The organism is Streptococcus sp. 27098_8_109 (assembly GCF_041432295.1).
Classification (GTDB): Bacteria; Bacillota; Bacilli; order Lactobacillales; family Streptococcaceae; genus Streptococcus.
In genome coordinates this window covers 14139-40071 of record NZ_JAPVZJ010000001.1, presented here as the reverse complement: position 1 = coordinate 40071, position 25933 = coordinate 14139, and the positions used below count along the sequence as shown (strand labels likewise).

Here is a 25933-nt window from a genome sequence, read left to right as displayed (position 1 = left end):
CTGAACTATAAAAAGAGAGCTACTGGGCTCTCTCATTCATCACTTTATATACTTAAAAGAAATCTCACTACCACATAGCCAGTTGTAAACTTGATCATTGACAAGTACATTCATTGCTTCGTGGGCATACTCAGGCATGATGCGATAGGCCTTATCGCAGGTCAGGCGGTTGTAAATCGCAAACTGGGTAATAGGGTAGCAAACATCATCGTCCAAGCCCGTAATCATCTTAACCTCACCCTTGATACGATGGGCAAGATTTTTCACATCGATATAAGCAAGGGTCGCCATGATCTCCTCCTCAGTTTCATGGAAGGGGTCGTGAAACTTGAAATAACGGAAAAGTTCGTCGTAAGCCTCGCTAGTATTCCCAATCTCAAGCACTCGTCTGAAGTCTGACAAGAAAGGATAGATGGCAACAGTTTTCTCAATTCGAAGATTGAGCGCCGCCGCAACCAAGGCTAGAGCCCCTCCTTGTGAGGCACCATAGCTAGAAAGACGCTTCTCATCTACCTCAGACAGACTAGCAACAATTTCGATCAACTGGTAAATGTCCAGATAAACATCCTTATAAAAGAGGTGCTCCCGACCTTCTACAGCACCACGGATGATATGCCCTTTAACTGTATTTCCTAGAGGAGAACGCAAACCATCTTGTGAGTAACCCGACTGCCCCCGCACATCCATGGAAACAACACCATAACCAGCAACGGTGAAGGCCAGCATGTCGGCCCAGTCCCAGCCACGTCCCATATAACCATGGAAATGGAAGATTATTGGAACTTTATCCTCACTCTTTGGAAGAACAACTCGTGCATATACCTTGGCTTCATTGGTTCCTTCAAACGTTAACTCATAGCACTTGACTTGAGGAATGTGGAAATTCCTTTCCTCCAACTGATAAGCTGGAAGATTGGAAACTTTTTTCACTTCCTCATCCCAAAAAGCATCAAAGTCTTCTGGAACTTCGTCCCTTCCTAGATAGGTCTTAATTTCTTCTAATAAAGCTGGATTTTTCATAGCATGCTCCTTTTTGTAATCGCTACCACCACTGTAGCATATCTAAGTAATCAATGCAAGAAAGAAAGGTAATACTCTTCGAAAATCTCTTCAAACCACGTCAGCTTCGCCTTGCCATATATATATGTTACTGACTTCGTCAGTTCTATCTGCAACCTCAAAACAGTGTTTTGAGCAACCTGCGGCTAGTTCCTTAGTTTGCTCTTTGATTTTCATTGGGTCACTTCTAAAACTGACTTCCAATTTTGGGAGAGAGAGGGAAGTTACTTTGAGAAGTTACGCTTTTTTACGAATAAATAGATAGAAGCATTAAATCTAGTCAACCTAGAGGTAAAAATGTGCTATAATGAAAGGAGAAGAAATATGACTGTACGTCATCCGGGCATCAGCCCAACCAATGACTTGGTTGCTAAGAAAATCTTTAGCAATCCAGAAGTCACTTGTCAATTTATTCGCGATATGCTGGACTTACCAGCTAAAAATGTAACTATTTTAGAGGGAAGCAATATTCACGTCTTGCCTTCCCTGCCTTACTCAGCGCAGGATTTTTACACTAGTATAGACGTCTTGGCAGAGTTGGACAATGGCACCCAAGTGATCATTGAGATTCAGGTGCATCATCAGAATTTTTTCATTAATCGTTTATGGGCTTATCTGTGCAGTCAGGTCAATCAAAATCTTGAAAAAATTCGTCAACGTGAAGGTGATACACACCAGAGTTACAAGCATATCGCTCCTGTCTACGCCATTGCAATTGTGGACAGCAACTACTTTCAGGATGATTTAGCCTTTCACAGTTTTAGTATGCGAGAGGATACGACAGGTGAGGTTTTGACAATTACAAACAACAGTCAGGAAAACCATCTAGTCAAGATGGCGTTCTTAGAACTAAAAAAATACAGAGAAACCAGCAAGGATAGCGTTCGCAAACCGTGGTTGGAGTTTTTTGGGAATAAACCCTTTACCCAACAACCCGAGCGAGCCATCAGCCAGGCAGACCAACTGCTAGACTACAAGAGCTGGTCCGAGGAGGACAGGAAAATGTTTAGTCAACTACGTATGCGTGAAGAACAGGCATTATTGGCTCATGATTATGCCTTGGAAACTGCTAGGGCAGAAGGGATTGAACAGGGACTGGAGCGTGGAAAAGTTGAAGGAAGTTTGTCTATGCTACTAAATCTAGTCCGTCAAGGTCTTTTGCCTTCTGAAGTTGCCAGTCAACAGTTGGGTATGACTGTCTCTGAGTTTGAAGAAATATTGAAAGAGCATCATAAATAAGAACTAAAAAATATAGAGAAACCAGTAAGGACAGGGTTCGCAAGCCGTGGTTGGAGTTTTTGTAAATCATTAAATCAATGACAGATTTTTCCGTAATAGATGGAAGAATCTGTTTTTTAGTTATGCTAGATGTGGGTTCTGAAATAGTAAGATATGGTGTATTGAAATAAGATAAGAACAAAGAAATTAGGAAAGTCAAATTATAGTTAAATGAAATAAAAACTGAACAAATTAATTGCGGAATTCAAACTAATTTCTAAAAATGTTTTAGAAAACTCGGTGGACTATTTCGGATTCAATCTACTATAATTTCTAGAATTTTTTTAGAATCCGCAGTGTGCTATTTTAGATTCAATAAATTGTGCTTTTAGAAACAAAAAAAGAGCATTTCGCTCTTTCTTCTTCTATTCAATCTTAGTTTTTTGCTTCTTTCTTCTGGAAAGTGGTTTGGTAATTTACTTTAATCGTTACTGTCATGTGAGAGTCCTCGTTTCTTTTTGATGACTCTAGTATAAGGGCCAAACCTGAAAGCTAGCTTAAGATTTCCTTATAGAAAGCTTATACTCAATGAAAATCAAAGAGCAAACTAGGAAGCTAGCCGTAGGCAGTACTTGAGTACGGCAAGGCGAAGCTGACGTGGTTTGAATTTGATTTTCGAAGAGTATTAATCTAAATGTTCTTTCTTTTCCATATGAAGGGCAATAATGCGCCATTCCGGATCCTCTTGCCAACCTTCGATAGAACTAATGTAACTAGCAACTTTTCTGGCTTCTTCTAAAATTGGAAAATCTTCAATAATATCAGCCACTTGGAATTCTGGAAGTCCTGACTGTCTGGTTCCAAAAATCTCACCTGAACCACGCATTTTCAAATCTTCCTCCGCAAGGACAAATCCATTGGTAGTTTCTGTCATGATGCGCATGCGGTCTTTCCCAGAATCCGTCTTGGGATTGGCAACGAGAACTGCATAGGACTGCTTATCTCCCCGACCAACACGACCTCTGAGCTGGTGAAGCTGACTGAGCCCGAAGCGATCGGCATCCATGATAATCATGACAGTCGCATTGGGAACATTGACCCCGACCTCGATAACCGTCGTCGAAACCAGAATATCCGTTTTTCTCTCTTTGAACTCCTGCATAATCTGGTCTTTTTCGTCACTCTTCATCTTACCATGTAAAAGAGCCACCTCTGCCTTACCTGCAAAATGAGTCGTCAACTCTTCTGATAAGGCAATGGCATTTTTCAGATCCAGAGCTTCTGATTCTTCAATCAAGGGAGAGATGACATAGGCTTGAGAACCTTTTTGGATTTCCCCCTCTAACCAAGTCAAGACCTGAGGTAATTGCTCATGTTTGATCCAGCGAGTCACAATAGGTTTCCGTCCTGCTGGCATCTGGTCAATAATGGAAACATCCATATCGCCAAAGGCTGTGATAGCCAGCGTCCGTGGAATCGGAGTCGCTGTCATCATGAGGACATCTGGGTTGTCGCCTTTTTCTCTCAGAACACGCCTTTGCCCCACACCAAAACGGTGCTGCTCATCGATGATAATCAAGCCCAGACGAGCATAATCCACCCCATCCTGTATCAGAGCATGAGTTCCGATAATCAAATCAGCCTCACCCTTGGCAATTGTCTCCAAGACTTCTCTCTTTTCTGCAGCTTTCAAGGAACCTGTCAAAAGAGCCAGGTTCAAGTCTGGAAAGAGGTTCTGTAAACTCTCAAAATGTTGCTCTGCGAGGATTTCTGTTGGTACCATTAGGGCAGCCTGATAACCAGCTGTCACTGCTGCAAACATGGCCAAGCCAGCGACTACCGTTTTTCCGCTCCCCACATCCCCTTGCAAAAGACGATTCATGTGGTGGTCCGACTTCATGTCGATCAAAATTTCCTGCAAACTCTTTTCTTGAGCTTGAGTCAGGGCAAAAGGAAGGCTTTCCTTGACTGCTGTCACTTTTTCCTGAGACCAGTTCAGGACCAGACCGCTTCCCTGAACTCTATTTTCAGATTTGAGCGTCTGCAATTGCATTTGAAAGTAAAAGAGTTCCTCAAACTTGATACGGCGAAGGGCCTGCTTGTATTCTCCCAAATCCTTAGGAAAATGAATGGCACGAACGGCCTGACAACGGGACATGAGTTTGTATTTGTCCAGCAAAGACTGGGGAAGATTTTCTTCTATCAAGAGGTCCAGTCCCTGATCAAAAGCCGTCTTGATGACCTTGACCAGACTGGCTTGACTGATTCCCTGAGCCAAGCGATAAACAGGTTGGAGGTCATCTTCCACCTGAGCTAGGACCTTCATCCCAGTCAGACTAGCCTTGGCGCGGTCCCATTTTCCAAAGACAGCAAGGGTTGCTCCCAACTCTATCTTATCAGCTAGATAGGGCTGGTTAAAGAAATTCACCACAAAAACGACTTCTCCCTGCTTGAGGCTAAAGCGCAGGCGATTGCGCTTGAAACCATAATACTGGACACTGGCAGGAGTCACGACTTGACCAGAAAGAACTGCCTTCTCCCCATCTTCCAGTTCCAATACCTGCTTGGTCTTGAAGTCTTCATAACGGAAAGGAAAGTAGAGCAAGAGGTCTTGCAAATTTTCAATTCCTAGTTTGGCGTATTTTTCTGCTGACTTTGGTCCCACACCAGGTAAGACATGCAAGGGTTGATGTAGATTCATGCTCCACTCCTTTCTTTTCTAATAATATTCTCTCGGAATGCGATCGCTGAGGAGACAAACCACCTCATAGTTAATAGTCCCACGGTAGGTCGCTACCTGAGTAGCTGTGATTTCCTTGCCTCCGTTGGAGCCAATTAAGGTTACTTTTGTTCCCAACGGATAAAGCTTAGGCAGACGAATGGTGATTTGGTCCATCGAAACCCTGCCGACGATTGGGCAAGCTTGTCCATCTACCAAGACAGAGAAATTCTGCATGTCTCGCGTCCAACCATCCGCATAGCCGATTGGTACCGTCGCAATGACTTGCTCGCTATCTGCTTGATAAGTTGCTCCATAGCCCATGCAAGCTCCAGCTGGAACTGTCTTGACATGAACTAGAGCAGATTCCAAGGTCAAGGCTGGTTTCAAGTCATAGGGCAAGTCCAAAACCTCTCCGCTTGGATTAAGACCATACATAGCATCTCCCATACGGACCGCATTGAAAATAGTCTCTGCATGCCAAAGAGTCGTTGCCGAGTTGCTAGCATGTACCAGCTCTGGAACTTCCTTCATACTAGCCAAAATAGCTTTAAAGCGTTCTAACTGGGCATTAAAGTAATCATCTGATTCCTCGTCTGCAGTAGCAAAGTGGGTAAAAATCCCTTCAACACGAGCACCATGTTGTTGGAGCAAGTCTTGAGCCTGCTCAGCCTCACAAGCCTCTCGAAAACCAATTCGTCCCATTCCTGAATCAATCTTGAGGTGAACTGTCAATCCAGTTAGGTCTGATTCCTTATCTAACAATACTTGAATCCACTCCAGTCCAGCCACTGTCAAGGTGATGTCGTATTCTTTAGCTAGAGCAACAGCTTCGATTTCAGAAACTCCTAAAATGAGGATTCGCTTGCTGAGTCCAGCCTGTCTGAGTTCAAGAGCTTCATCAATATTGGAAACGCAAAAACCATCAACATCGTCCTGAATCGCCTTGGCAACAGCGACTGCTCCATGTCCATAAGCATTAGCCTTTACCACTGCCCACTTGAGCGTTCCTTGAGGGATATGAGCCCCCATCTGCTGAATATTTTGTCGAATAGCTCCCAGATGAATCAGAGCCTTGGTTGGTCTATGTGGACTAGCTTTCATGATTTTCCTCCAAAATGACACTGGCTGTCACAAACTGATCGGTATGGCTGATAGACAGCCAAATCTTTCCTGGAAATGGTGACTGACTAAAATAAGGCGCCCCGCGTTCATTGTTCAAGACTTCTAAATCCTGAAAACCGAGCTTGCCAATACCAGTTCCCATGGCCTTAGAAAAGGCCTCCTTAGCCGACCAACGACCAGCCAAATATTCGATTTGTCTGCGCCCTTTAAGACTGTTAAACCGCTCCATTTCCTTAGCGGTCAGCACGCGCTTAGCAAAACCTTCATGTCGTGTAACTGCGCTTTCTATCGAAGCCAATTCTTCGATGTCAATTCCGTGTCCAACTATCATTCTCATCAAAAGGAGTTGAGATTCCCCAACTCCATCCTTTTCACTTATTTTGTCAAGGTAGCATAGATTTCTTCTACCAAGGCCTCTGTATTTTCCCAACCTAGGCAAGGGTCAGTAATAGAGCAACCAAAGACCTCTGGTTGATTTTGACGACCATCTGCTAGGTAAGATTCAATCATAAAGCCTCGAACTGTCTTTTTAATCTTCTCATTCCAATCACGATTCTGCAAAGTCTGGCGAACAATTCGAATCTGTTCCATATATTGCTTGCCTGAGTTATCATGGTTGGTATCAATGAGGATAAAGGGATTTTCAAGTCCCATGGTTTCATAGCGTTCAATGGCATTTAGCAAAGTTTCATAGTAAAAGTTAGGCTCATTTTTCCCATATTCATTAACTGCGCCACGAAGGATGACGTGAGCCAAGGGATTTCCTGAAGTCTCAACTTCTTGGCCATGAAAGAGGAAGGTCTGTTTGTTCTGAGCAGCATAGATACCGTTAAACATAACCCCAAGATTCCCAGAGGTTGGATTTTTCATCCCCACTGGTGCATCAATCCCTGAAGCCACAAAGCGGTGCTCTTGGTCTTCCACAGAACGAGCCCCAACAGCATGGTAGCTGACCAAATCATCTACCAAGACCAGATTTGATGGATAAAGCATTTCATCTGCAGTCGTCAAACCAGTTTCTGTAATCACGCGGTAGTGCAACTGACGAACAGCCTGCAAACCGTTAATCAGACTTGGAGCCTTCGAAGTATCTGGCTGGTGAACCAACCCCTTATAGCCGTCTCCGTTGGTGCGAGGTTTAGCTGTATAAACACGCATGACCATGAAAATCTTGTCCGCCACCTTCTTCTGCAAGGCAGATAAACGGCGGGCATATTCCAAGACAGCTTCTTCATTATCAGAAGAGCAAGGACCAATCACCAAAAGGATACGGTCATCTTCTCCTGAAATAATGTCTGCCAATTCTCTATCACGACGCTCCTTTAGTCGCAAGGCTTCCGCAGACAATTGAGTTTCCTCCTTGATTGCTTCAATATCGATTTCTTGACCTTTTTCAATAAATGCCATACTATTCTCCTAGCGTTTGGTAGATTTCTCTGACAAGGGCTTCCGTATTTTCCCAGCCTAGGCAAGGGTCTGTGATAGACTTGCCAAATACTTCTGGTTCATTTTGACGGCCGTCTTCTAGATAAGACTCAATCATAAAGCCGCGAACGTACTGCTTGATTTTTTCATTCCAATCACGGTTAATCAAGGTCTGGCGGACAATTCGAATCTGATCCATGTATTGCTTACCAGAATTGTCATGATTGGTATCCACAATGATAAAGGGATTTTCCAAGCCCATTTTCTCATACTGAGCAATGGTATCCATCAAATTATCATAGTAGTAGTTAGGAATATTCTTACCATACTCATTAATCGCTCCACGAAGAATGGCGTGCGATAGCGGGTTACCAGTTGTTTCTACTTCTTTTCCAAGAAAAAGGAAACTTTGTTTGTTTTGAGCAGCATAAATCCCATTAAACATGACATTGAGATTTCCAGAGGTTGGATTTTTAAAACCAGTCGCGAAATCTGCTCCACTTGCCACAAAGCGGTGTTGCTGGTCTTCAACCGAACGGGCACCAACCGCCATGTAAGAAATCAAATCATCTACTAGCGGAAGATTTTCAGGATAAAGCATTTCATCAGCTGTCGTCATACCTGTTTCTGTGATGACACGATAGTGGAGATGGCGAACGGCTTTGATTCCATTGATAAGACTAGGCGCTTCTGTCGCATTAGGCTGGTGAATCAAGCCCTTATAGCCATCTCCGTTGGTACGGGGTTTGGCAGTATAAACACGCATAACCATAAAGATACGGTCTGCCACTTCTTCTTGCAAAGCTGCCAAACGCTTAGCGTATTCAAGGACAGCTTCTTCATTGTCAGATGAGCATGGCCCAATTACCAAGAGAATTCGCTGGTCTTCTCCACGTATAATGGCTTCTAGCTCTTGATCGCGCTGTGATTTTATCTCCAAAGCTTGGCCTTCTAATTTTGATAAGGCACGAACTTCTTCAATATTAATTTTAGGACTTTTTGCTGTAAATACCATAACTCATCTCCTTATAAATCAAACGGATACCAAGTAAAAATTTACTTTTCACAAGGTATCCGCCTCTAAACTATCTCATTTTATTGTCTTTTACCGTGACAGTTTTTAAACTTCTTACCAGAACCACATGGGCAAAGTTCATTCCGTCCAATCTGGCTCAAATCCAAATCTTCTGGGATATTTGCTTGGTGGGCAGCGATATTGCGAGTCGCTGTTGTACTGATATGGTGTTCTGCTTGTGGTCTTTCTTGTTCATGAATTTGTGCTTTCATCATCAAACGTGTCACATCAAACTCGATCGAACCAATCATGTCATTAAACATACGGAAACCTTCTGCCTGATACTCAACAACAGGGTTGTTCTGAGCATAGCCACGAAGTCCTACCGCGTTACGCAATTGATCAAGGGCGTCGATATGATCTGTCCACTTATTATCTACCACTCGTAGAATCAAAACTTTTTGGAATTCTTTAACTGCTTCTTCATCTCGTAGTTTTGAAACTTGACTATCGTAAACCTTCAAGGCACGTTGGAAGAGCTCTTCTTTGATAGCCTTATCAGACAAGCCTGACAAATCTTCCATCGTAATAGAATCTTCTGGAAGCAAGTTGTACTTAGCAAAGTTCAAAATTGCCTCTAGTTTTTCATCTTGTTTGGCACGCGCATGACCATCAACGACACGACCAATCGTACGTTTAATCATTGAGTGAATTTCAGGCGCCAAGTCACGGTCTGCAGTGATAACATCGTAACGTTGAGCGTAGATAATCTCACGTTGTTCACGCATGACATCGTCATACTGAAGGACTTGTTTACGGGTATCGTAGTTATTTCCTTCGACACGTTTTTGTGCCGCTTCAACCTGACGTGTCAACATACGAGACTCAATCGCCTCTTCAGACATGTTCAGACGTTCAAAGATTCCCTTCAAGCGTTCAGAACCAAAACGTTTCATCAAGTCATCTTCAAGAGATAGGTAGAATTGTGACTCACCTGGGTCTCCCTGACGACCTGAACGTCCACGAAGCTGGTTGTCGATACGACGGCTTTCATGGCGTTCTGTACCAATAACACAAAGTCCTCCAAGTTCGCGAACCCCTTCACCAAGCTTGATGTCGGTACCACGACCGGCCATGTTAGTTGCGATGGTAACAGCACCACGCTGACCAGCATTCATGATGATTTGGGCTTCTTTATAGTGGTTTTTGGCGTTCAAGACTTCGTGAGGAACACCAGCTTCGACCAATTTTTTAGAAATGTAGTCACTGGTTTCAACCGCAACTGTACCAACCAAGACAGGCTGACCTTTTTGGTAACGAGCCTTAACGTCTTTAACAACGGCCTTAAACTTAGCTTCAATGCTAGCAAAAAGCAAGTCTGGATGGTCAATACGCTGAACTGGACGGTTTGTTGGGATTGGAATAACACGAATGTTGTAAATTTCACGGAATTCTTCTTCCTCAGTCTTACCTGTACCCGTCATACCAGACAATTTCTTGTACATACGGAAAAGGTTTTGGTAAGTGATTGAGGCAGATGTCTTGGTTTCATCTTGGATTGGAACACCTTCTTTGGCTTCAATGGCTTGGTGTAATCCATCAGAATAACGACGACCTTCCATGGTACGACCTGTAAATTGGTCGACGATCAAAATTTCTTGCTCTTCGCTCACCACATAGTCAATATCGAGAAGCATGATGTAGTTGGCACGAAGGGCGTTATCGATAAAGTGAGTCAGAGCTACGTTTTCGATGTCATAGAGATTGTCAAGTTTGAAGTAGCTTTCAGCCTTATCAATCCCTGAATCAGACAAACCAATTGTTTTAGACTGCACATCGATGATGTAGTCGTCTTTGTCCAAAGATTTTACATAGTGGTCTGCCATGTGATACAACTGACTTGTTTCAACAGCGTTAGCACCTGATACGATCAAAGGTGTACGCGCCTCGTCAATCAAGATTGAGTCAACCTCATCGACCAAGGCATAGTTAAGCGGACGTTGTACCATGTTTTCAGCGCGAACAACCATGTTATCACGAAGGTAGTCAAATCCGATTTCCGAGTTAGTTGAGTAAGTAATATCACACTCATAGGCTTCTTTTTTCTCCATTGGAGATTTGGCAGCCAAGTTAATCCCTACTGACAAACCAAGCCATGAGTACAATTCACCCATCTCAGTCGCGTCACGTTCTGATAGGTATTCATTGACCGTAACTACGTGCACCCCTTTACCTGAAAGAGCATTGAGGTATACTGGCATGGTCGCAGTCAAGGTTTTTCCTTCCCCTGTACGCATCTCTGGCACGTCACCATGGTGAAGAACGATTCCACCCATGACCTGAACCTTATATGGGAAGAGACCTAGGACACGTTTAGCACCTTCACGGACAACCGCAAATGCTTCATAAAGCAACGAATCCAGTGATTCTCCATTTTGATAACGTTCTTTAAATTCAACTGTTTTTGCTTTTAGTTGGTCATCAGTCAAAGCAGCCATTTGGTCTTCATATTTGAATACCTTGTCAGCCATCTTTTCCAGACGACGGATTTCTCCTTTATCATTTTCGATAATTGTTTTTAAAATATTAGCCATGTTTTTCCTTACTTTAAATTCCGAATATTTTAGAATGTTCTTTTAATTTTAGCACAATTACTGATTATTTTCAAGGAAGAATCCCCATTTTGAAAAGGAAAAAGAGGCTAGTTTCCAAGCTAACCTCTCTGATTTTTATGATACTTTAATTGCCAAAAATCGGCAAAATCGCAAATAGGATAAATAGATTAATCCAAAGAGAAAAACAGCAGATCAATCCAAAAACAAAGAGACTGACTTTCTTGGACAGCAAGGCCATCAAAATAGACAGAATACCAAAAACTAGTAAAACTTTCTGCATGATTAAGAGATTGATAGATATTCCCAGAACTGGTTTATCCCAAGGAAGAAAGAAGAAAGCCAGCCAGATCAGCAGAACTAAACCAATATAGAATTTAGAATATTGTGTAATAAATGATTTTAGACGTGTCATAAGCTACCTCCTATCAATAAAAACCATATAAATCAATACCTTCCACCTTTTGACTTCCCTAGTTCTCGTCTCAAGCGAAACATGTTTTTGAAAAAGATATAGGTTAACCAGTCACTGCCTAGAGATAAGACTATCAGAAGCAACCAAACACCCCAATCACTAGCATCTGATACATAATCTAGAACAAAAGGGAAAAATAAGAATGAAAAAATTGTCATATCCATGCTAAACAGAGCTAAAAGGGAAATATAAATCCAGTAAAAATAGTAGAAGATGGGGAAAATTTTACTGTTTCTGTCAGCATTGTTTATCCAATAGAAAAAATATAAACAAGGAAATAAGAGTATCAAATGAAACCAATTAAACGACAGTATCATCATCGACACCTCCTCTTTGAAATTGTTTTCTTTAGTTTCGTTCTATTAAATGTTCTTACCAATATAAATCAATGCCTTCCACCTTTAGACTTCCCCAGTTCCCGTCTCAAGCGAAGCATTTTTTTGAAAAAGATATAGGTTAACCAAGAACTGGAAAAAGCAATAAGTAGTAATAATAGCCAAATGCCCAAAGACTTGATGTCTGCCACATTTCTCAATAGGATATTGAAAAACAAGACTGAAAAAACTGTCCAAGCAAGGCTAAAAAGAGCATAGAGGGTGATGTAAATCCAGTAAAAATAGTAAAAAATTGGGAAAAATTTACTATCTCTGTTGGCCTTTTCAATCCAGCTGAAAAAGTAAAAACAGGGTAATAAGATTAACAATTTAAACAAATGTTCCATCATCAACACCTCTTTTTGATAGCGCTTTCTTCAACTTCATTTTATCAAAAAAATCTGGAAATGTCATTCCAGATTCTACTTTTTTATTTGCGTTTTCTTGCGATGAGATGGATTGGAGTCCCCTCAAAAACAAAGGCCTTGCGAATTTGATTTTCCAAGAAACGCAGGTAAGAAAAGTGCATGAGTTCTTCTTCGTTGACAAAGATAACAAAGGTCGGTGGTTTGGTTGCCACTTGGGTCGCATAGAAAATCTTAAGTCGTTTCCCTTTGTCTGTCGGTGTTGGGTTAATGGCAATGGCATCCATAATCACATCGTTCAAGACAGCTGATGGAATACGTGTGTTTTGACTTTCACTGATTTGCTTGATCATCTCAGGCAGTTTGTGGAGACGTTGCTTGGTCAAAGCAGATACAAAGATAATCGGTGCGTAAGGCAAGTATTGGAACTGCTCACGGATATCTTCTTCCCAGTTTTTCATAGTGTGGTTGTCTTTTTCAAGCGTATCCCACTTGTTGACCACGATAATCATCCCTTTACCAGCTTCATGGGCAAATCCTGCGATACGCTTATCGTATTCACGAATACCTTCTTCCGCATTGATGACCATCAAGACCACATCTGAACGGTCAATAGCACGCATGGCACGCATGACTGAGTATTTCTCAGTATTTTCATAAACCTTACCAGATTTACGCATACCAGCCGTATCAATCATGGTAAACTCTTGACCATCTGTATCTGTAAAGTGGGTATCAATGGCGTCACGAGTTGTTCCAGCAACAGGACTAGCAATGACACGGTCTTCTCCCAAAATAGCGTTAATCAAGCTTGATTTTCCGACGTTAGGACGACCAATCAAACTAAACTTAATCACATCTGGATTTTCTTCCTCATATTCATTTGGAAGATTTTCCACGATGGCATCTAGCACATCTCCTGTACCGATACCATGAACAGATGAGATAGGCAGTGGTTCACCCAAACCGAGAGCATAGAAATCATAGATATCATTTCGCATCTCAGGGTTGTCCACCTTGTTAACCGCGAGGATAACTGGTTTGTGGGTCTTATAAAGTTTACGGGCTACGTATTCGTCTGCATCGGTAATCCCTTCCTTACCAGAAACGACAAAGACGATAACATCTGCTTCTTCCATAGCAATTTCTGCCTGGTGCTTGATTTGTTCCATGAAAGGAGCATCGACATCATCGATTCCTCCTGTATCAATCATGCTAAACGAACGATTGAGCCACTCACCCGTTGCATAGATACGGTCACGTGTCACTCCTTCGACATCCTCTACAATGGAGATTCGCTCACCAGCGATCCGATTAAATAGGGTTGATTTCCCAACATTGGGACGTCCTACAATGGCAATAGTTGGTAGGGCCATAATTTCTCACTTTCTACAATAACTTCTTCTGTTCAAGATTTTTGCTAGTTGAGCTTGGTTCAGGTTGACCAAACTGTTCTGCTAGGCGCTGACTCCAGCTTGTTGTCGCACGCGCCCCAGCATAGTCCGCCTGTACACGGTCATAAGCTTCGATTGCCTCAGTTGACTGTTCTTGGTATTCTTCCTCAAAGACAACATTCTCTAGTGGCAGTCTTGGTTTCACATCATGATTTTGATTTGGCACACCTAGTGCCATCCCAAAAACAGGATAAGTATAGTCAGGCAAATTAAAGAGTTCTGATACTTCTTCTGACTTGTAACGCACCAAGCCAATGATGACACCGCCATAGCCCAAACTTTCAGCTGCCAGCAGGGCATTTTGACCAGCAAGGGCCGCATCGACCGAACTAATCAAGAGGCCTTCCACACCTTGAGGTTGGAAGGTGTCAGTATGAAGTTGAGCTCCCTTTTCAGCTCGGTTCAAATCTCCGACAAAGAGAAGGAAAACAGCAGATTGGCGAATGGCTTCTTGAGGCACCAATTCATACAAGGCATCTTTCTTTTCTTGACTTCGTACCACAATCACAGAGTAGGATTGAAAATTCTTCCAAGACGAGGCCATTTGCGCTGCTGTCAGGATTTCAGTCAAGTCTTCCTGAGGGATAACTTGCTCCTTAAATCTTCGAACAGATTTATGAGCTTTCATCAGTTTAATCGTTTCTGTCATCGGCGGTTCACTCCTTCTAAACGAGTCTCCTCAGCCAAATAACGGATGCGTTCCATGACCCGTCTGGCTTCCCAGGTTTCGTCATTTCCATGCTTCCCTTTAGCGAAATGCAGCTCCAAGTCTTCAAAGTTGAAGTTGGATGTGAAAAAGGTCGGTAAATTTTCCTGCATTCGATATTGGAGAATGACTTGCAGGATTTCATCCCGCACCCAAGCTGTTGATTGCTCGGCACCAATATCATCTAAAATCAGGACTTCAGAAAGCTTAATCTCATCCACCAAGGTCTTGACATTGCCATCACTAATGGCATTTTTGGCATCAATGACAAAGCTAGGATAGTGGAGAAGGGTTGATGAAACACCACGTTTTTCTGATAAATCATGGGCCAAGGCAGCCACCATGAAACTTTTACCCACACCAAAGTCTCCATATAGGTAAAGACCTTTTCGAATAGCTGGATATTGCTCTACGAAGGCTAATAACTTTTCAAAAACTGGCAAGCGCCCCAAATCATCCAAGTCTACTTGAGCTAAACTAGCTTTTTTGAGACTGGCTGGCAGATTGATTAACTTGAGACGATTCTTAATAGCCGCTTCTTTTTCCGCTGCGATTAGGTCAGGAGTTTCTTCATAAGAAACATCTGCATAGCCGTGGTTCATGACCAAAATCGGCTTGTAGCCTTTGGCAATATAATCCGTATCCCCACGGAGAAACTTGTCACGCTCGGTGATGTACTGATTAAATTTGGAGATACTGCGATTCAATTCCTCTGGAGTAAGAGATTCTTTCTGGATAAAGGCCGCAACATCAGGGTCTTTCATGATTTTCTGAACCAAATCTTGATAATGAAAACGGCTAGGTTGACGTTTGAGTACGTCTCCGACACTTTCCATCTAATCTCCTCCTTTTTCTAATCGAGCTAATAGTTCTTGTTTCTTACGTTCTAGTTCCAGACGAGTTTCCTCGCTGGTTTCATTCTTATAATCTGGATTGCTCCACTTGGGTACATTGGACTTGGCAGGACCGGGTTTACTAGTCTTTTGAGCCTGACTCTTCTGTCCTCTCTCACGGATGCGCAAGACCGCCTCTTCTGCCGAATGAATCTTTTGATAGGCATAGTCATTGGCTACCTTCATGGCATATTTCTCGTTGATGTTTGCCGAATCCACCTTATTAAAGGTCAATAAGAGAATGATATTGATGACTTCATCCAGCAAGCCCAAGCTAGCCATCTGTTGCAAGAGTTCTCTTTCTGTTTGGGTAATGGTTCCCTTGCGTGTTTGCTTGATTTCTGCCAAGAACTGCAAGGCCGTTTTACTTTTGGCTTCTTTGATAATGGTCGTTTCCTTAGGACTAAAGTCAGAGGAAATCGGTTTTTGAGCAATTTTTTCCCGCATGCGTTTGGTTGAAATAACCTGGGAAACAGCTGTTGACTTAGCCAGTTGATAGGTTTCAAACCAAGTCCATTTCTTCTCCTCGGCAATGGCAAAGAGGTTTAAGACATCGGACTGCTCATCCGCAAAACGAAGCCCATCTCGAGCCATAAGCTGACGAAAATGGTCTAAGTCAAAATCGTTGGCCACTTTCTTCTTGAGACTAAGGTCTTCTTGACTTCCCAATTCAGCCAAGTCTGGAAAGACTTGATTGAGTGAGACAGGTATTTCTTCTCCCTCAGCACTCTCAACATTCAAATCCTCCACAGCTGCATCGCCAATCTTTTTCTCCAAAAGTCTGCGATAAACAGGATGCTCCAAGAAGTCCTGACTCGAAAGTGGAGTATGGAGGGCTAGCTGATAGGTATCCCCTTTTTGATAGAGGGTCAAGAGATTGAAAGCAGATAGGATTTTCAAGGATTTTAAAAGTCTGTCCATCCCAAAATTGAGATGATTGAGAATGCTTGAAAAAAGGTATTCCTTTCTGCCATTATCCCAAAAACTGATGGTATAAAGATAAAGGCTCAGTGCCTCCTGACCGATAATCGGGAGGTAGCACTGTACCAGAGATGAGGTATCTTGCGACACCCGATTATTCTTTAGATAAGAAAAACGGTCAACTGGCTTCATTTATCTTTCCTTTTTCTTTTTAGAGGACTGGGTGATTTGTTGGAGCAGGCTCTCTAACTCACTGACATCCTTAAAACTACGATAGACACTGGCAAAACGCACATAGGTAATCTCATCCAACTCAGCCAACTCCTCCATGACGAGTGAACCAATGTCCTCACTTTGAATTTCATTTTCATTTCGACCACGGAGTTTCTGTTCGATACGATTGACTACCATGTTTATTTCATCACTTGACACAGGACGTTTCTGGGCTGAGCGGATAATCCCATTAAAGATTTTATCTCTGGAGAATTGTTCCCGTGTGCCATCTTTTTTAACAACCACTAAGGTTCTTTCTTCTACTCGTTCGTAGGTTGTAAAACGGTGCTGGCATTCGTCGCACTCACGTCTTCTACGAATGGTGTTCCCTTCTTCTGCTTGGCGACTATCGATAACACTTGACTTGGTAGCCCCACATTTTGGACAACGCATCCTTTCCCTCCTTATCGTTTTCTTTTCATTATACCATTTTTTAAGCGATTCCCAAAACAATTCTTCTTTTTGCTTGACAAGTTTTTTGTTTTGTTGTATTATTTAATTAAGACAAAAGGATAAAAGAAAGGAGACCAAGATGTCCTGGACATTTGACAACAAAAAACCCATCTATTTACAGATTATGGAGAAAATCAAGCTTCAGATTGTTTCCCATACACTGGAACCCAACCAACAACTTCCAACCGTGCGAGAGCTAGCTAGCGAGGCTGGTGTCAATCCAAACACCATCCAAAGAGCCTTGTCAGACCTTGAACGAGAAGGATTTGTCTACAGTAAGCGAACAACTGGACGATTTGTAACTGAGGATAAGGAGCTAATCGCCCAATCACGCAAACAATTATCAGAAGAAGAATTGGAACACTTCGTTTCCTCCATGACCCATTTTGGCTATGAAAAAGAAGAACTACCAGGCGTAGTCGGCGATTATATTAAAGGAGTTTAAGCCTATGTCATTACTAGCATTTGAAAATGTATCCAAATCTTATGGAGCAACCCCAGCCCTTGAAAATGTTTCTCTTGACATCCCAGCTGGAAAAATTGTTGGTCTCCTTGGACCAAACGGCTCAGGGAAAACAACCCTGATTAAACTAATCAATGGCCTCTTGCAACCAGATCAAGGACGTGTCCTTATCAACGATATGGACCCAAGCCCAGTAACCAAGGCTATCGTAGCTTATTTGCCGGATACGACCTATCTCAATGAGCAAATGAAGGTCAAAGAAGCCCTAACCTACTTCAAGACCTTCTATAAAGATTTCAATCTTGAACGCGCCCATCATCTACTTGCAGACTTGGGCATTGATGAAAATAGTCGTCTCAAGAAACTATCAAAAGGAAACAAGGAAAAGGTACAACTGATTTTGGTTATGAGCCGTGATGCCCGCCTCTACGTTTTAGACGAACCCATTGGTGGGGTGGATCCAGCAGCCCGTGAGTATATCCTCAATACCATTATCAACAACTACTCCCCAACTTCTACCGTTTTGATTTCTACCCACTTGATTTCTGATATCGAGCCAATCTTGGATGAAATTGTCTTCCTGAAGGATGGAAAAGTCGTCCGTCAAGGTAATGTAGATGATATTCGCTATGAGTCTGGTGAATCCATTGACCAACTCTTCCGTCAGGAATTTAAGGCCTAAGCAAAGGAGATTATTATGTTTTGGAATTTAGTTCGCTACGAATTTAAAAATGTTAACAAGTGGTATTTAGCCCTCTACATTGCCGTGCTAGCCCTTTCTGCCATTATCGGAATACAGACACAGACTTATAACAATCTACCTGCCAAAGAAAGTCAACTTACTATGCTACTTTTTCTAGCTACAGTCTTTGGTGGCTTGATGATTACACTTGGGATTTCAACTCTTTTCTTAATCATTAAACGCTTTAAAGGTAGTGTCTATGACCGACAAGGCTATCTGACTTTGACCCTTCCAGTATCTGAACACCATATCATCACAGCCAAACTAGTCGGTGCCTTTATCTGGTCTATTGTCAGCACTACTGTACTAGCAATCAGTGCTTTCATTGTTCTGACCCTTACGGCTCCAGATTGGTTTGCAACTTCTGACTTGATTCCACTTGCAGGAACATACCTTCCTCAACTCTCTCTTATGGGGGTATCCTTCCTACTAAATACCATTTCAGAAATCCTCTGCATCTACTTAGCCATTTCCATTGGACAACTTTTCAATGAATACCGTACTGCACTTGCTGTTGTAGCCTACATTGGTATCAAAATCGTCATTGGATTTATTGAACTTTTCTTCAATACCAGTGCTAACTTCTATGTCAATTCACTTGCAGGATTTAATGATAATTTCTATATGGGAGCAAGCGTAGGCATTGTTGAAGAACTCATTTTCATAGCTATCTTTTACCTCGGAACCTACTACATCTTGAGAAATAAGGTTAATTTGCAATAATTTTAAAATCAAAAAGGATAACATCTCATCGCAGAGAGGCTATCCTTTTTTCTTTGATCTCATTTTCCGTCTAACTTTATCTTACAGACGAATCCTTCTAACCAATTAAATGATAAAATCTGATTTAAAGGTCTTGTTTAATTTCTCTATTGTGACACTATCATTATATTCCTTACATATTTTCATAGCTTTGGAACATTCTTTTTTGCCTAACTCTACTTGATTCGTTTTTATAAGATAAATACCTTTTAAAAAAAGCAAATAATTCTTTTCAAAATAATATCCTTGTCTGGTCAGTAAATTTTCTAAATCATCTATAAAAAATTGAGCTCTATCAAACAAATTATTTTTTAATAATAATTCTAAATTAAATAAATATAAAGGAATTACTCTATGTGTTCCCATATCTGTTTTTAAAAAATGTCGTGTTTTCTTGATTACCACTCTATATAGTAAACTTATGGTTTTAGTGTTCATAAAAAACACCGAATTATAGAAAATTTTCAGTTCATACTCCATCCAATTATCTACAGAAAGCAAATACTTGATTAGCTCATTACATTTAGATGCATTGTAAGGAAGGTTTGCAAGGCGATTAATCTGTTGTTCAGCAATCAATTTTATGTGACAATTGCATAGACTTTTTTCCTGCTTTTGTTTTAGTTCTATTTTCTTTATTAGTTCTTGTAACAAAATGATATCTGAAGAGTTTACAGCATGTTCTAGTTCTTCAAAAAAGCATTCTTTTTTGGAATAATAGCAATGAACTAATTCTTCAAATTCCGAAAATGATATCCCCAGGCGATTTAATAACATGTAAAAATGATCAATAGATAATTTTGTAATCCCATTTTCGAAACGAGAAATAGTTGACTCACTAATCTTATCACAAGCCAAATCTTTAAGACGAAAATTTTTTGAAATACGGATATCCTTTAAAACTGCTCCAAAATTTTCCATAACATACCTCTTCCATTTCTGCAAAAAATAAGACGCTTGTTTTTTATTTATGATATGATTATACAAAAATAAAATAGAAAGGACAATAATATCATGAAAAAAATTTTATTGTCAACAGTTGCTTTATTAAGCTTAGTCGCATCTCTGCCAGCAAATAATCCAGTTTCTGCTCAAGAATCATCCTCTCAAACGACTTATAGTAAGTCAAGTGGAAGTTGGATAAAATCTGGTAGCCGTTGGTGGTATAAACATTCTGATGGTTCTTATACTACAAATGGATGGGAAAAAATAGGTAGCACCTGGTACTATTTTGATAGTGAAGGTTGGATGAAGACAGGTTGGATTAAAGAATATGGGAACTGGTATTATCTAGATGATAGTGGTGCTATGAAAACTGGCCTACAGACTATCGAAGGAAAACAATATTATTTGTCTGCCAGCGGTGCTATGCAGACAGGTTGGCACAATATTGGAGATGATACTTATTTCTTTGCTAATAGTGGGGAAAAGCAAAATATCAATCGTCGGGCTTTAGTTCTTGGTGAAACATCAACGAGAGCAGTACCTATCGCAGATGTTAATGCTATGGAAAAAGTTTTCAGTAACCAAAACTTTAGTAACGTTGTTCGTTTCCCTGATAAAACAAAAGCTGAAATTCTTGCAAAAATGCAAGAACTGTTTGAATCTTCTAGCGAAAGCGATGTAAATTATCTTTACTTTACTTGTCATGGAGGAAAAGATGGAAGAATCTATATCGGTAGTGATAATACGGCATTCTCTGGTTGGGAATTGGCATCCATTCTAAAACAATACAAAGGTAAGTTTGTAGTTATGCTGGATTGTTGTCACGCTGGAACAATTATTTCTAAAGATAGTTCAAGCAAATCTAATGAAGAATCTATTACCGAAAAATTTGATATGGATGAATTTGTTTTAGGATTTACTAATACAAATGGGAACGAAAAAGCAGGCGAAATGATTGACTCTAAATTTTTAGTACTCTGCTCATCAAGATCGTCAGAATACTCTAGTGGTGGATCATTAAGTTTAGCGACTAAATATTGGTCTTTAGGTTCAGGATGGAACCCTATACAGCAATCTCAAGGTTCTTTAATCGCTGATCAAAATTATAACAACAGAATCACGTTAAACGAATTATATACATACTCTCGTGAACAAGTTTTAAAACAAAATGATGAACAACATATTGAGGTTTACCCAGAGAACAGTCAATTTGTTTTATTCAAGAAATAAGGGAGTAATAAAATGAAAGTAGCAAAAAAAATTATATTATTTAGTTTGTCTATAGCTGGGCTAGCTTTACTAGCTTCACCTCATTCAGGGCAGGCATTTGAGCTCAAAGAAGAATGGGTTATCAAGGGCGGTATCCGATACGAGAATGGGAAAGTCAGCAAAATTAATAATGGATATGAAGTAAATATTAAAGTATTCGATTTACCTAGTACTAGCGAAATCGAATGGACAGTTAGTTTGAATGGAGAAAAGCAAAATACTAACTTCTTAGCTGAGGAAAGAACAGTATCTAAAACTGAAGATAAGGGACGTTTTTTACACTTTTATATCCCTTATGGATATCGTGGGGATATTGTAGTAGAGGCTAAGAGTGGAACTGAAGTAAAGACATGGTCTACTAAGGTTGTTGATGATGTTTATTCAGATAATGCTAAAAGTGGATACTTTGTTCTCGACGGGGATCAGATCTTAGAAAGTTCATGGGATTCCCGAAATGAATCTTATATTGCAACGTTGCCAGCTGTAAGATCAGGAAAATCTGTTGTTGCTTGGCGTGAGGAAGGAACTCTTAATTTAATCAAACCAGGAAAGATTACTCGGCAATATAATAGCAGTGGATCATATGTAAAACTTTCTCCAATCTTTGAAACTGCTAGCTGGCTAAGATCAGACCAAAACTGGTACTATCAAAAACAAGGCCAATTAGTTCAGAATGCTTGGGTTAAGGATAAGGGAACTTGGTACTTTATGAATGATAAAGGAGTCATGTTCAATCAAACTTGGCTCTATCAAGGTAGCAACTGGTATGCCTTTAAATCATCAGGAGCCATGATTGCTAGCGATTGGTTATATGATAATGGCTCTTGGTATTACCTAAAAGATTCAGGTTCTATGGCAACAGGTTGGATCAAAGATAGTGGATCTTGGTATTATCTAAACAACTCAGGTTCTATGGCAACAGGATGGGTAAAAGATAGTGGATCTTGGTATTACCTTGCTTCATCAGGTAAGATGCTTCACAATACCTACACACCAGATGGCTACTATGTAGATGCCAGTGGCGCTTGGAAATAATCTAAAGTACACATTTTATTCCATCAGCTATTAGTGTACATGCTCAGACTAATTGTTATCAGAGCTACAAAAAAATCTAGATAATAATAATACAAAAAGCGAATCGAAACAACGAATTTTGTTTTGTTCGCTTTTTGTTTTAATCTGTGTCAGTACGATATTTTCATTTAATTGTATATCCCCCAAAAATTTACATTTTTATATGAAGTATTTAATAAAAAGGAGTATAATGACTTTAAAACTAATTACATGTATATCGATAAGGAGGGCAACTCTTTATGCTGAGAAGATTTGTTACCAAGAAGCACCTTGTACTTTACTTCTTTTCTATTGCCATTACTTGGCTGGAAGCAATTATCACGCCAGCCCTTGTTCAGAATATTGTTGCCAGTTTTACCAATCAAGAGCTAGTCCTTCTTTGGAAAGTATTGATTCTAGGAATCCTTGGTAATCTTATCCTCTTACTAGGATTGGCCGGAAAACGCTATTACTACGCTCGTTTGATTACTGACTTCAAATATGGAATCAAGAGTGCTATTTTCAAGCGATTTTTAAACAGTTATGAGATTGATGAAAAGGATATTTTGTCTGACCTAGAAAACGACGTCAAGCAACTAGAAGAAAGCTATATTGAGCCAACGGTCATCATCATTTCTTCTCTTGGCTTCACAACTGTGTCCATTCTCTATGCCCTATGGACCAATTTTTACTTGGGTTTGATTTTCATCCTCTTCTACTCCTTTCCTGTACTCTGCAGTGCTATTGGATCCAAGCGTTTGGATTCACTTTCTGAAAAGCGGTCCACTGTTAACCAGAGCTACTTAGCAAGCTTGACAAATTTTATTGGTGGTAGCCAACAAATTCGCCATTATCAGGGGCAAGATTTCTTTTTTACTCGCTATCAAAAGCAATTACAAACCAGTTTAGATACCGAAATTAACTATGAAAAGCAACGAACTTTAAACAGTCTCTTGATCAATAGCATCGATGCCTTTTGTTCTGTCACACCAATCGTCATCGGTGGCTTTATGACCTACTATAATTATTTAGATGCAGCGAGTTTTGTGGCCATCTATCTAGTTTCCCATAACATCGGCTATCAATTCCAAGAGTTGGCATACTTTACCAACACCCGAAAAGCGAATCGAACTCTTCTCAACAAATACCAAAAACTTTTGGGCCAGTCTGACTTCATCTCGCCTAGAAGCATAGAAAATATTTTCCCTATCCAGCTTAACAGCATCTCCTTAGAAAAAGATGGAAATAGCCTCCTGTCTCCGATTTCCATGCACATCAAGCAAGGAGAAAAAATTGCCATTATCGGGGAAAGTGGCTCTGGTAAAACAACCCTGCTCAATATCATTCATGGAGAAGAGACACCGACAAGTGGACAGATTAGCTTTGCTGGTCAGAACCTGTCACGTCAAGAAATCACAAGCCTTAGTTCCTATATCCTCCAAGATAGCCATTACTTTGACACGCTCTCTCTGGAAGACAATATCCTTCTGGGACTGGATAAAAAACAAGAGACTTTAAATCATATCCTCAAAAAAACAGGATTAGAACATTTGAAAAATCGAACGCTCAGCAATGACAGTCTGTCTGGTGGCGAGAAACAACGCCTTGAAATCGCTCGTGCTCTCTACCACGATAGCCAACTTATCTTGGCAGATGAAATCAAGGCCAATCTTGACTCGGAAAATAGCAGAAAAATTAGCGACTTGCTCTTCTCCCTACCTCAAACAGTCATTGAAGTCATTCACCACTACACGGAAGAAGACTTAAAACACTATGACCAAGTCATTCACTTAAGTAAAGAAAAGTAATAGTCTATAACATACGATTTGAAAAAGCAAGGAACCCGAATTCCTTGCTTTTTAACTCAATATCAAACTGGCTACAATAGGGCTGACAAAGACATAGAGAATACCTGTGACACCGATAGCCAAGCCACCCATGGCTCCTGCTACAGAGCCGTATCGAAAGGCTGTTCCTGTTCCGACAGCATGACCTGTTCCTCCAAGAGAAAGACCAACAGCTACTGGATCATCTATTTTCAACCACTTCAAGAGGGTTGGGCCGATGACACTAGTTAAAATCCCAGTCGCCACCACAACAACCAAGGTCACAGTCGTCAAACCTTGCAATTTTTCTGTGATTCCCACTGCCATGGCGGTTGTCACTGACTTGGGAAAGAGTGAAATGGCTAGGAAAAAGTCCATTCCAAAAATCTTAGCTACAAGGGCCGTGAAAGAGGTATTGACCACTACCGCTAACAGACTACCAAAGAGAATACTCCGAGCATGGTGCTTCATCAGGTGAAAACTCTTATAAAGCGGAATCCCTAGAGCCACGGTCGATGGGACAATCAAGTTGTTCAGATAAACCCCACCTTGGTAGTAATCTTGGTAAGAAATACCCGTCACCTTTAGAAAGATGATAATGAAAACAGCTGACAAAAGCAAGGGCGTTGTCAATGGATGGGGAAAACGTCTGTAAATCAGCATTCCTACTAGATAAGCTAGGATTGATAGGGCAAGCCCAAACAGGGGATTGGAAACAAATTCACTCATTTGGCATCTCCTTTCTCATAATCTCCCTCAAACCGTCTCTTGATGAACTGAACCACCAAGGCAATGAGGATAATGTTGATAACAGCCGCAAAAAAGACAATCAAAACGATGGGCAAAAGATAGGGAGCAATCACATCAAACTTCTCCATGATTCCCACTGCTGGCGGTAAAAAGAGAATGGTCATATTGGCCAGCAAGAAATTCCCCACCATGTTGACATGTCTAGTTCTCAGCCACTTGAATTGTAGGGCTAGAAAGAGAATAATCAAACCGATAATACTGCCTGGAATGGGCAAATGAAAGAAACTAGAGATTCCCTCTCCGATTAGAGAAATCACAAAGAGAATCATTAATTGAACATATAATTTCATCCTATACTCCACGAAATAGACTTCTTGCATACCAGTTTACTCTTTTTTCAGAAAATTTCAAGGAAATGCACAAGGGATAATGAAAATTAGAAATGGAAAGGGGATACAAACAATTCTTGACTTGTGAAAACTGGCATGATTTAGGATAAAAGATTCCAGCGTCCTTCTTGCCAGCTCTTTTGAAAAGTAGTATAATTATTGCATGCGCAATCATCTTGTGATGCAGAGATTGTCCGTGAATGGACTTTCTTCTATTTACAACTCTAAAAAGAAAGGAGATACTATGACCTATTTGGAAAAATGGTTTGACTTCAATCGGCGTCAGAAAGAAATTGAAAGTCTCTTGGAAGAGACTATTGCCCAGCAGAGCGAGCAAAGTCTGACCTTGAAAGAGTTCTACCTGCTCTACTATCTGGACTTGGCTCAAGAAAAATCTCTACGCCAGATTGACCTGCCAGATAAGCTTCATCTGAGCCCGAGCGCTGTTTCTCGGATGGTGGCTCGCTTGGAAGCCAAAAATTGCGGTCTGCTTAGTCGCAGGTGTTGTGATCAAGATAGACGCTCTAGTTTTATCTGCCTGACAGGTGATGGGCAAAAGACACTGGCCACTCTACAAAGGGCTGTCGAATCAAGCTTGGAAACTGGTTTGAATTTCTTGATTTAAGATGACTTTAGAAAAAAAGTTG

Annotated in this window: 26 protein-coding genes; 8 read left to right on the top strand and 18 right to left on the bottom strand. The window is 40.9% G+C overall.

All coding sequences use genetic code 11. The features are described 5' to 3' along the window. Nucleotides 1-39 precede the first annotated feature (39 nt). Nucleotides 40-1020 (bottom strand): acetylxylan esterase, encoded by a 981-nt coding sequence (locus O3664_RS00225; RefSeq protein WP_371613445.1) that lies wholly within the window; start codon nt 1018-1020, stop codon nt 40-42. 363 nt (nt 1021-1383) lie between these two features. Here O3664_RS00225 and O3664_RS00220 point away from each other — a divergent pair, with 363 nt between their 5' ends. Further along, complete coding sequence (locus O3664_RS00220; RefSeq protein WP_371613444.1) at nt 1384-2298, top strand: Rpn family recombination-promoting nuclease/putative transposase; 915 nt, start codon at nt 1384-1386, stop codon at nt 2296-2298. 664 nt (nt 2299-2962) lie between these two features. Here the strand turns inward: O3664_RS00220 and recG are convergent. From recG to nrdR, 14 genes are all read right to left on the bottom strand, one after another. Beyond that, a complete protein-coding gene (gene recG, locus O3664_RS00215) occupies nt 2963-4978 on the bottom strand; it encodes an ATP-dependent DNA helicase RecG (RefSeq protein WP_371613443.1) in 2016 nt (671 codons plus the stop codon). Nucleotides 4979-4996: 18 nt separating this feature from the next. Further along, the gene (gene alr, locus O3664_RS00210; RefSeq protein ID WP_371613442.1) at nt 4997-6100 is read right to left on the bottom strand and encodes an alanine racemase; all 1104 of its coding nucleotides are present in this window, start codon (nt 6098-6100) and stop codon (nt 4997-4999) included. Further along, nucleotides 6090-6452 (bottom strand): holo-ACP synthase, encoded by a 363-nt coding sequence (gene acpS / locus O3664_RS00205; RefSeq protein WP_060628665.1) that lies wholly within the window; start codon nt 6450-6452, stop codon nt 6090-6092. Before acpS ends, alr begins: the two co-directional genes overlap by 11 nt. A gap of 44 nt (nt 6453-6496) precedes the next feature. Continuing rightward, a complete protein-coding gene (locus tag O3664_RS00200) occupies nt 6497-7528 on the bottom strand; it encodes a 3-deoxy-7-phosphoheptulonate synthase (protein ID WP_371613441.1) in 1032 nt (343 codons plus the stop codon). Between the two features lies 1 nt (nt 7529). Next, nucleotides 7530-8561: a 3-deoxy-7-phosphoheptulonate synthase gene (locus tag O3664_RS00195; protein ID WP_261446416.1), complete on the bottom strand. Its 1032-nt coding sequence runs from the start codon at nt 8559-8561 to the stop codon at nt 7530-7532. A gap of 80 nt (nt 8562-8641) precedes the next feature. Further along, nucleotides 8642-11155, bottom strand: a complete 2514-nt coding sequence (gene secA / locus O3664_RS00190; RefSeq protein WP_261027468.1) for a preprotein translocase subunit SecA — start codon at nt 11153-11155, stop codon at nt 8642-8644. Between the two features lie 145 nt (nt 11156-11300). Continuing rightward, nucleotides 11301-11588 carry a hypothetical protein gene (locus O3664_RS00185; RefSeq protein ID WP_180947946.1) on the bottom strand — a complete coding sequence of 96 codons (288 nt, stop codon included), beginning with the start codon at nt 11586-11588 and terminating at the stop codon, nt 11301-11303. A 32-nt stretch (nt 11589-11620) separates the two neighbouring features. Continuing rightward, nucleotides 11621-11968, bottom strand: coding sequence for a hypothetical protein (locus O3664_RS00180; protein WP_371613440.1), 348 nt, complete (start codon nt 11966-11968; stop codon nt 11621-11623). 65 nt (nt 11969-12033) lie between these two features. Next, nucleotides 12034-12369 carry a hypothetical protein gene (locus tag O3664_RS00175; protein WP_070527859.1) on the bottom strand — a complete coding sequence of 112 codons (336 nt, stop codon included), beginning with the start codon at nt 12367-12369 and terminating at the stop codon, nt 12034-12036. A gap of 83 nt (nt 12370-12452) precedes the next feature. After that, nucleotides 12453-13763 carry a ribosome biogenesis GTPase Der gene (der, locus tag O3664_RS00170; RefSeq protein WP_001207696.1) on the bottom strand — a complete coding sequence of 437 codons (1311 nt, stop codon included), beginning with the start codon at nt 13761-13763 and terminating at the stop codon, nt 12453-12455. 13 nt (nt 13764-13776) lie between these two features. Further along, nucleotides 13777-14490: an NADPH-dependent oxidoreductase gene (locus O3664_RS00165; RefSeq protein WP_371613439.1), complete on the bottom strand. Its 714-nt coding sequence runs from the start codon at nt 14488-14490 to the stop codon at nt 13777-13779. Beyond that, nucleotides 14487-15383: a primosomal protein DnaI gene (dnaI, locus tag O3664_RS00160; RefSeq protein ID WP_371613438.1), complete on the bottom strand. Its 897-nt coding sequence runs from the start codon at nt 15381-15383 to the stop codon at nt 14487-14489. Before dnaI ends, O3664_RS00165 begins: the two co-directional genes overlap by 4 nt. After that, a complete protein-coding gene (locus O3664_RS00155; RefSeq protein WP_371613437.1) occupies nt 15384-16553 on the bottom strand; it encodes a DnaD domain protein in 1170 nt (389 codons plus the stop codon). It abuts the gene before it with no gap. Then, nucleotides 16554-17027 (bottom strand): transcriptional regulator NrdR, encoded by a 474-nt coding sequence (nrdR, locus tag O3664_RS00150; protein WP_001203672.1) that lies wholly within the window; start codon nt 17025-17027, stop codon nt 16554-16556. A 139-nt stretch (nt 17028-17166) separates the two neighbouring features. On the opposite strand from nrdR, the gene O3664_RS00145 reads away from it, so the two are divergent. From O3664_RS00145 to O3664_RS00135, 3 genes are read left to right on the top strand one after another with little or no spacing between them, the layout of a single operon-like run. Next, nucleotides 17167-17532, top strand: coding sequence for a GntR family transcriptional regulator (locus O3664_RS00145; protein ID WP_000119149.1), 366 nt, complete (start codon nt 17167-17169; stop codon nt 17530-17532). 4 nt (nt 17533-17536) lie between these two features. Next, a complete protein-coding gene (locus O3664_RS00140) occupies nt 17537-18232 on the top strand; it encodes an ABC transporter ATP-binding protein (protein ID WP_261076505.1) in 696 nt (231 codons plus the stop codon). Nucleotides 18233-18247: 15 nt separating this feature from the next. Continuing rightward, the gene (locus O3664_RS00135) at nt 18248-19015 is read left to right on the top strand and encodes a hypothetical protein (protein ID WP_371613436.1); all 768 of its coding nucleotides are present in this window, start codon (nt 18248-18250) and stop codon (nt 19013-19015) included. 105 nt (nt 19016-19120) lie between these two features. On the opposite strand, the gene O3664_RS00130 is transcribed toward O3664_RS00135, so the two are convergent. Next, nucleotides 19121-19975, bottom strand: a complete 855-nt coding sequence (locus O3664_RS00130) for a helix-turn-helix domain-containing protein (RefSeq protein WP_371613435.1) — start codon at nt 19973-19975, stop codon at nt 19121-19123. Between the two features lie 93 nt (nt 19976-20068). On the opposite strand from O3664_RS00130, the gene O3664_RS00125 reads away from it, so the two are divergent. From O3664_RS00125 to O3664_RS00115, 3 genes are all read left to right on the top strand, one after another. Next, nucleotides 20069-21229 carry a caspase family protein gene (locus tag O3664_RS00125; protein ID WP_371613434.1) on the top strand — a complete coding sequence of 387 codons (1161 nt, stop codon included), beginning with the start codon at nt 20069-20071 and terminating at the stop codon, nt 21227-21229. A 12-nt stretch (nt 21230-21241) separates the two neighbouring features. After that, nucleotides 21242-22303, top strand: a complete 1062-nt coding sequence (locus tag O3664_RS00120; protein ID WP_371613433.1) for an N-acetylmuramoyl-L-alanine amidase family protein — start codon at nt 21242-21244, stop codon at nt 22301-22303. A gap of 278 nt (nt 22304-22581) precedes the next feature. Beyond that, the gene (locus O3664_RS00115) at nt 22582-24129 is read left to right on the top strand and encodes an ATP-binding cassette domain-containing protein (protein WP_371613432.1); all 1548 of its coding nucleotides are present in this window, start codon (nt 22582-22584) and stop codon (nt 24127-24129) included. A gap of 51 nt (nt 24130-24180) precedes the next feature. Here the strand turns inward: O3664_RS00115 and O3664_RS00110 are convergent, their stop codons facing one another. Together O3664_RS00110 and O3664_RS00105 are read right to left on the bottom strand one after the other, a co-directional pair. Beyond that, nucleotides 24181-24876 (bottom strand): LrgB family protein, encoded by a 696-nt coding sequence (locus O3664_RS00110; RefSeq protein ID WP_001288952.1) that lies wholly within the window; start codon nt 24874-24876, stop codon nt 24181-24183. Further along, nucleotides 24873-25247, bottom strand: a complete 375-nt coding sequence (locus tag O3664_RS00105) for a CidA/LrgA family protein (RefSeq protein ID WP_000781325.1) — start codon at nt 25245-25247, stop codon at nt 24873-24875. The genes O3664_RS00110 and O3664_RS00105 overlap by 4 nt, the downstream gene beginning before the upstream one ends. 283 nt (nt 25248-25530) lie before the next feature. Between O3664_RS00105 and O3664_RS00100 the strand changes: the two genes are divergently transcribed. Beyond that, nucleotides 25531-25911: a MarR family transcriptional regulator gene (locus O3664_RS00100; protein WP_060805749.1), complete on the top strand. Its 381-nt coding sequence runs from the start codon at nt 25531-25533 to the stop codon at nt 25909-25911. Nucleotides 25912-25933 lie beyond the last annotated feature (22 nt).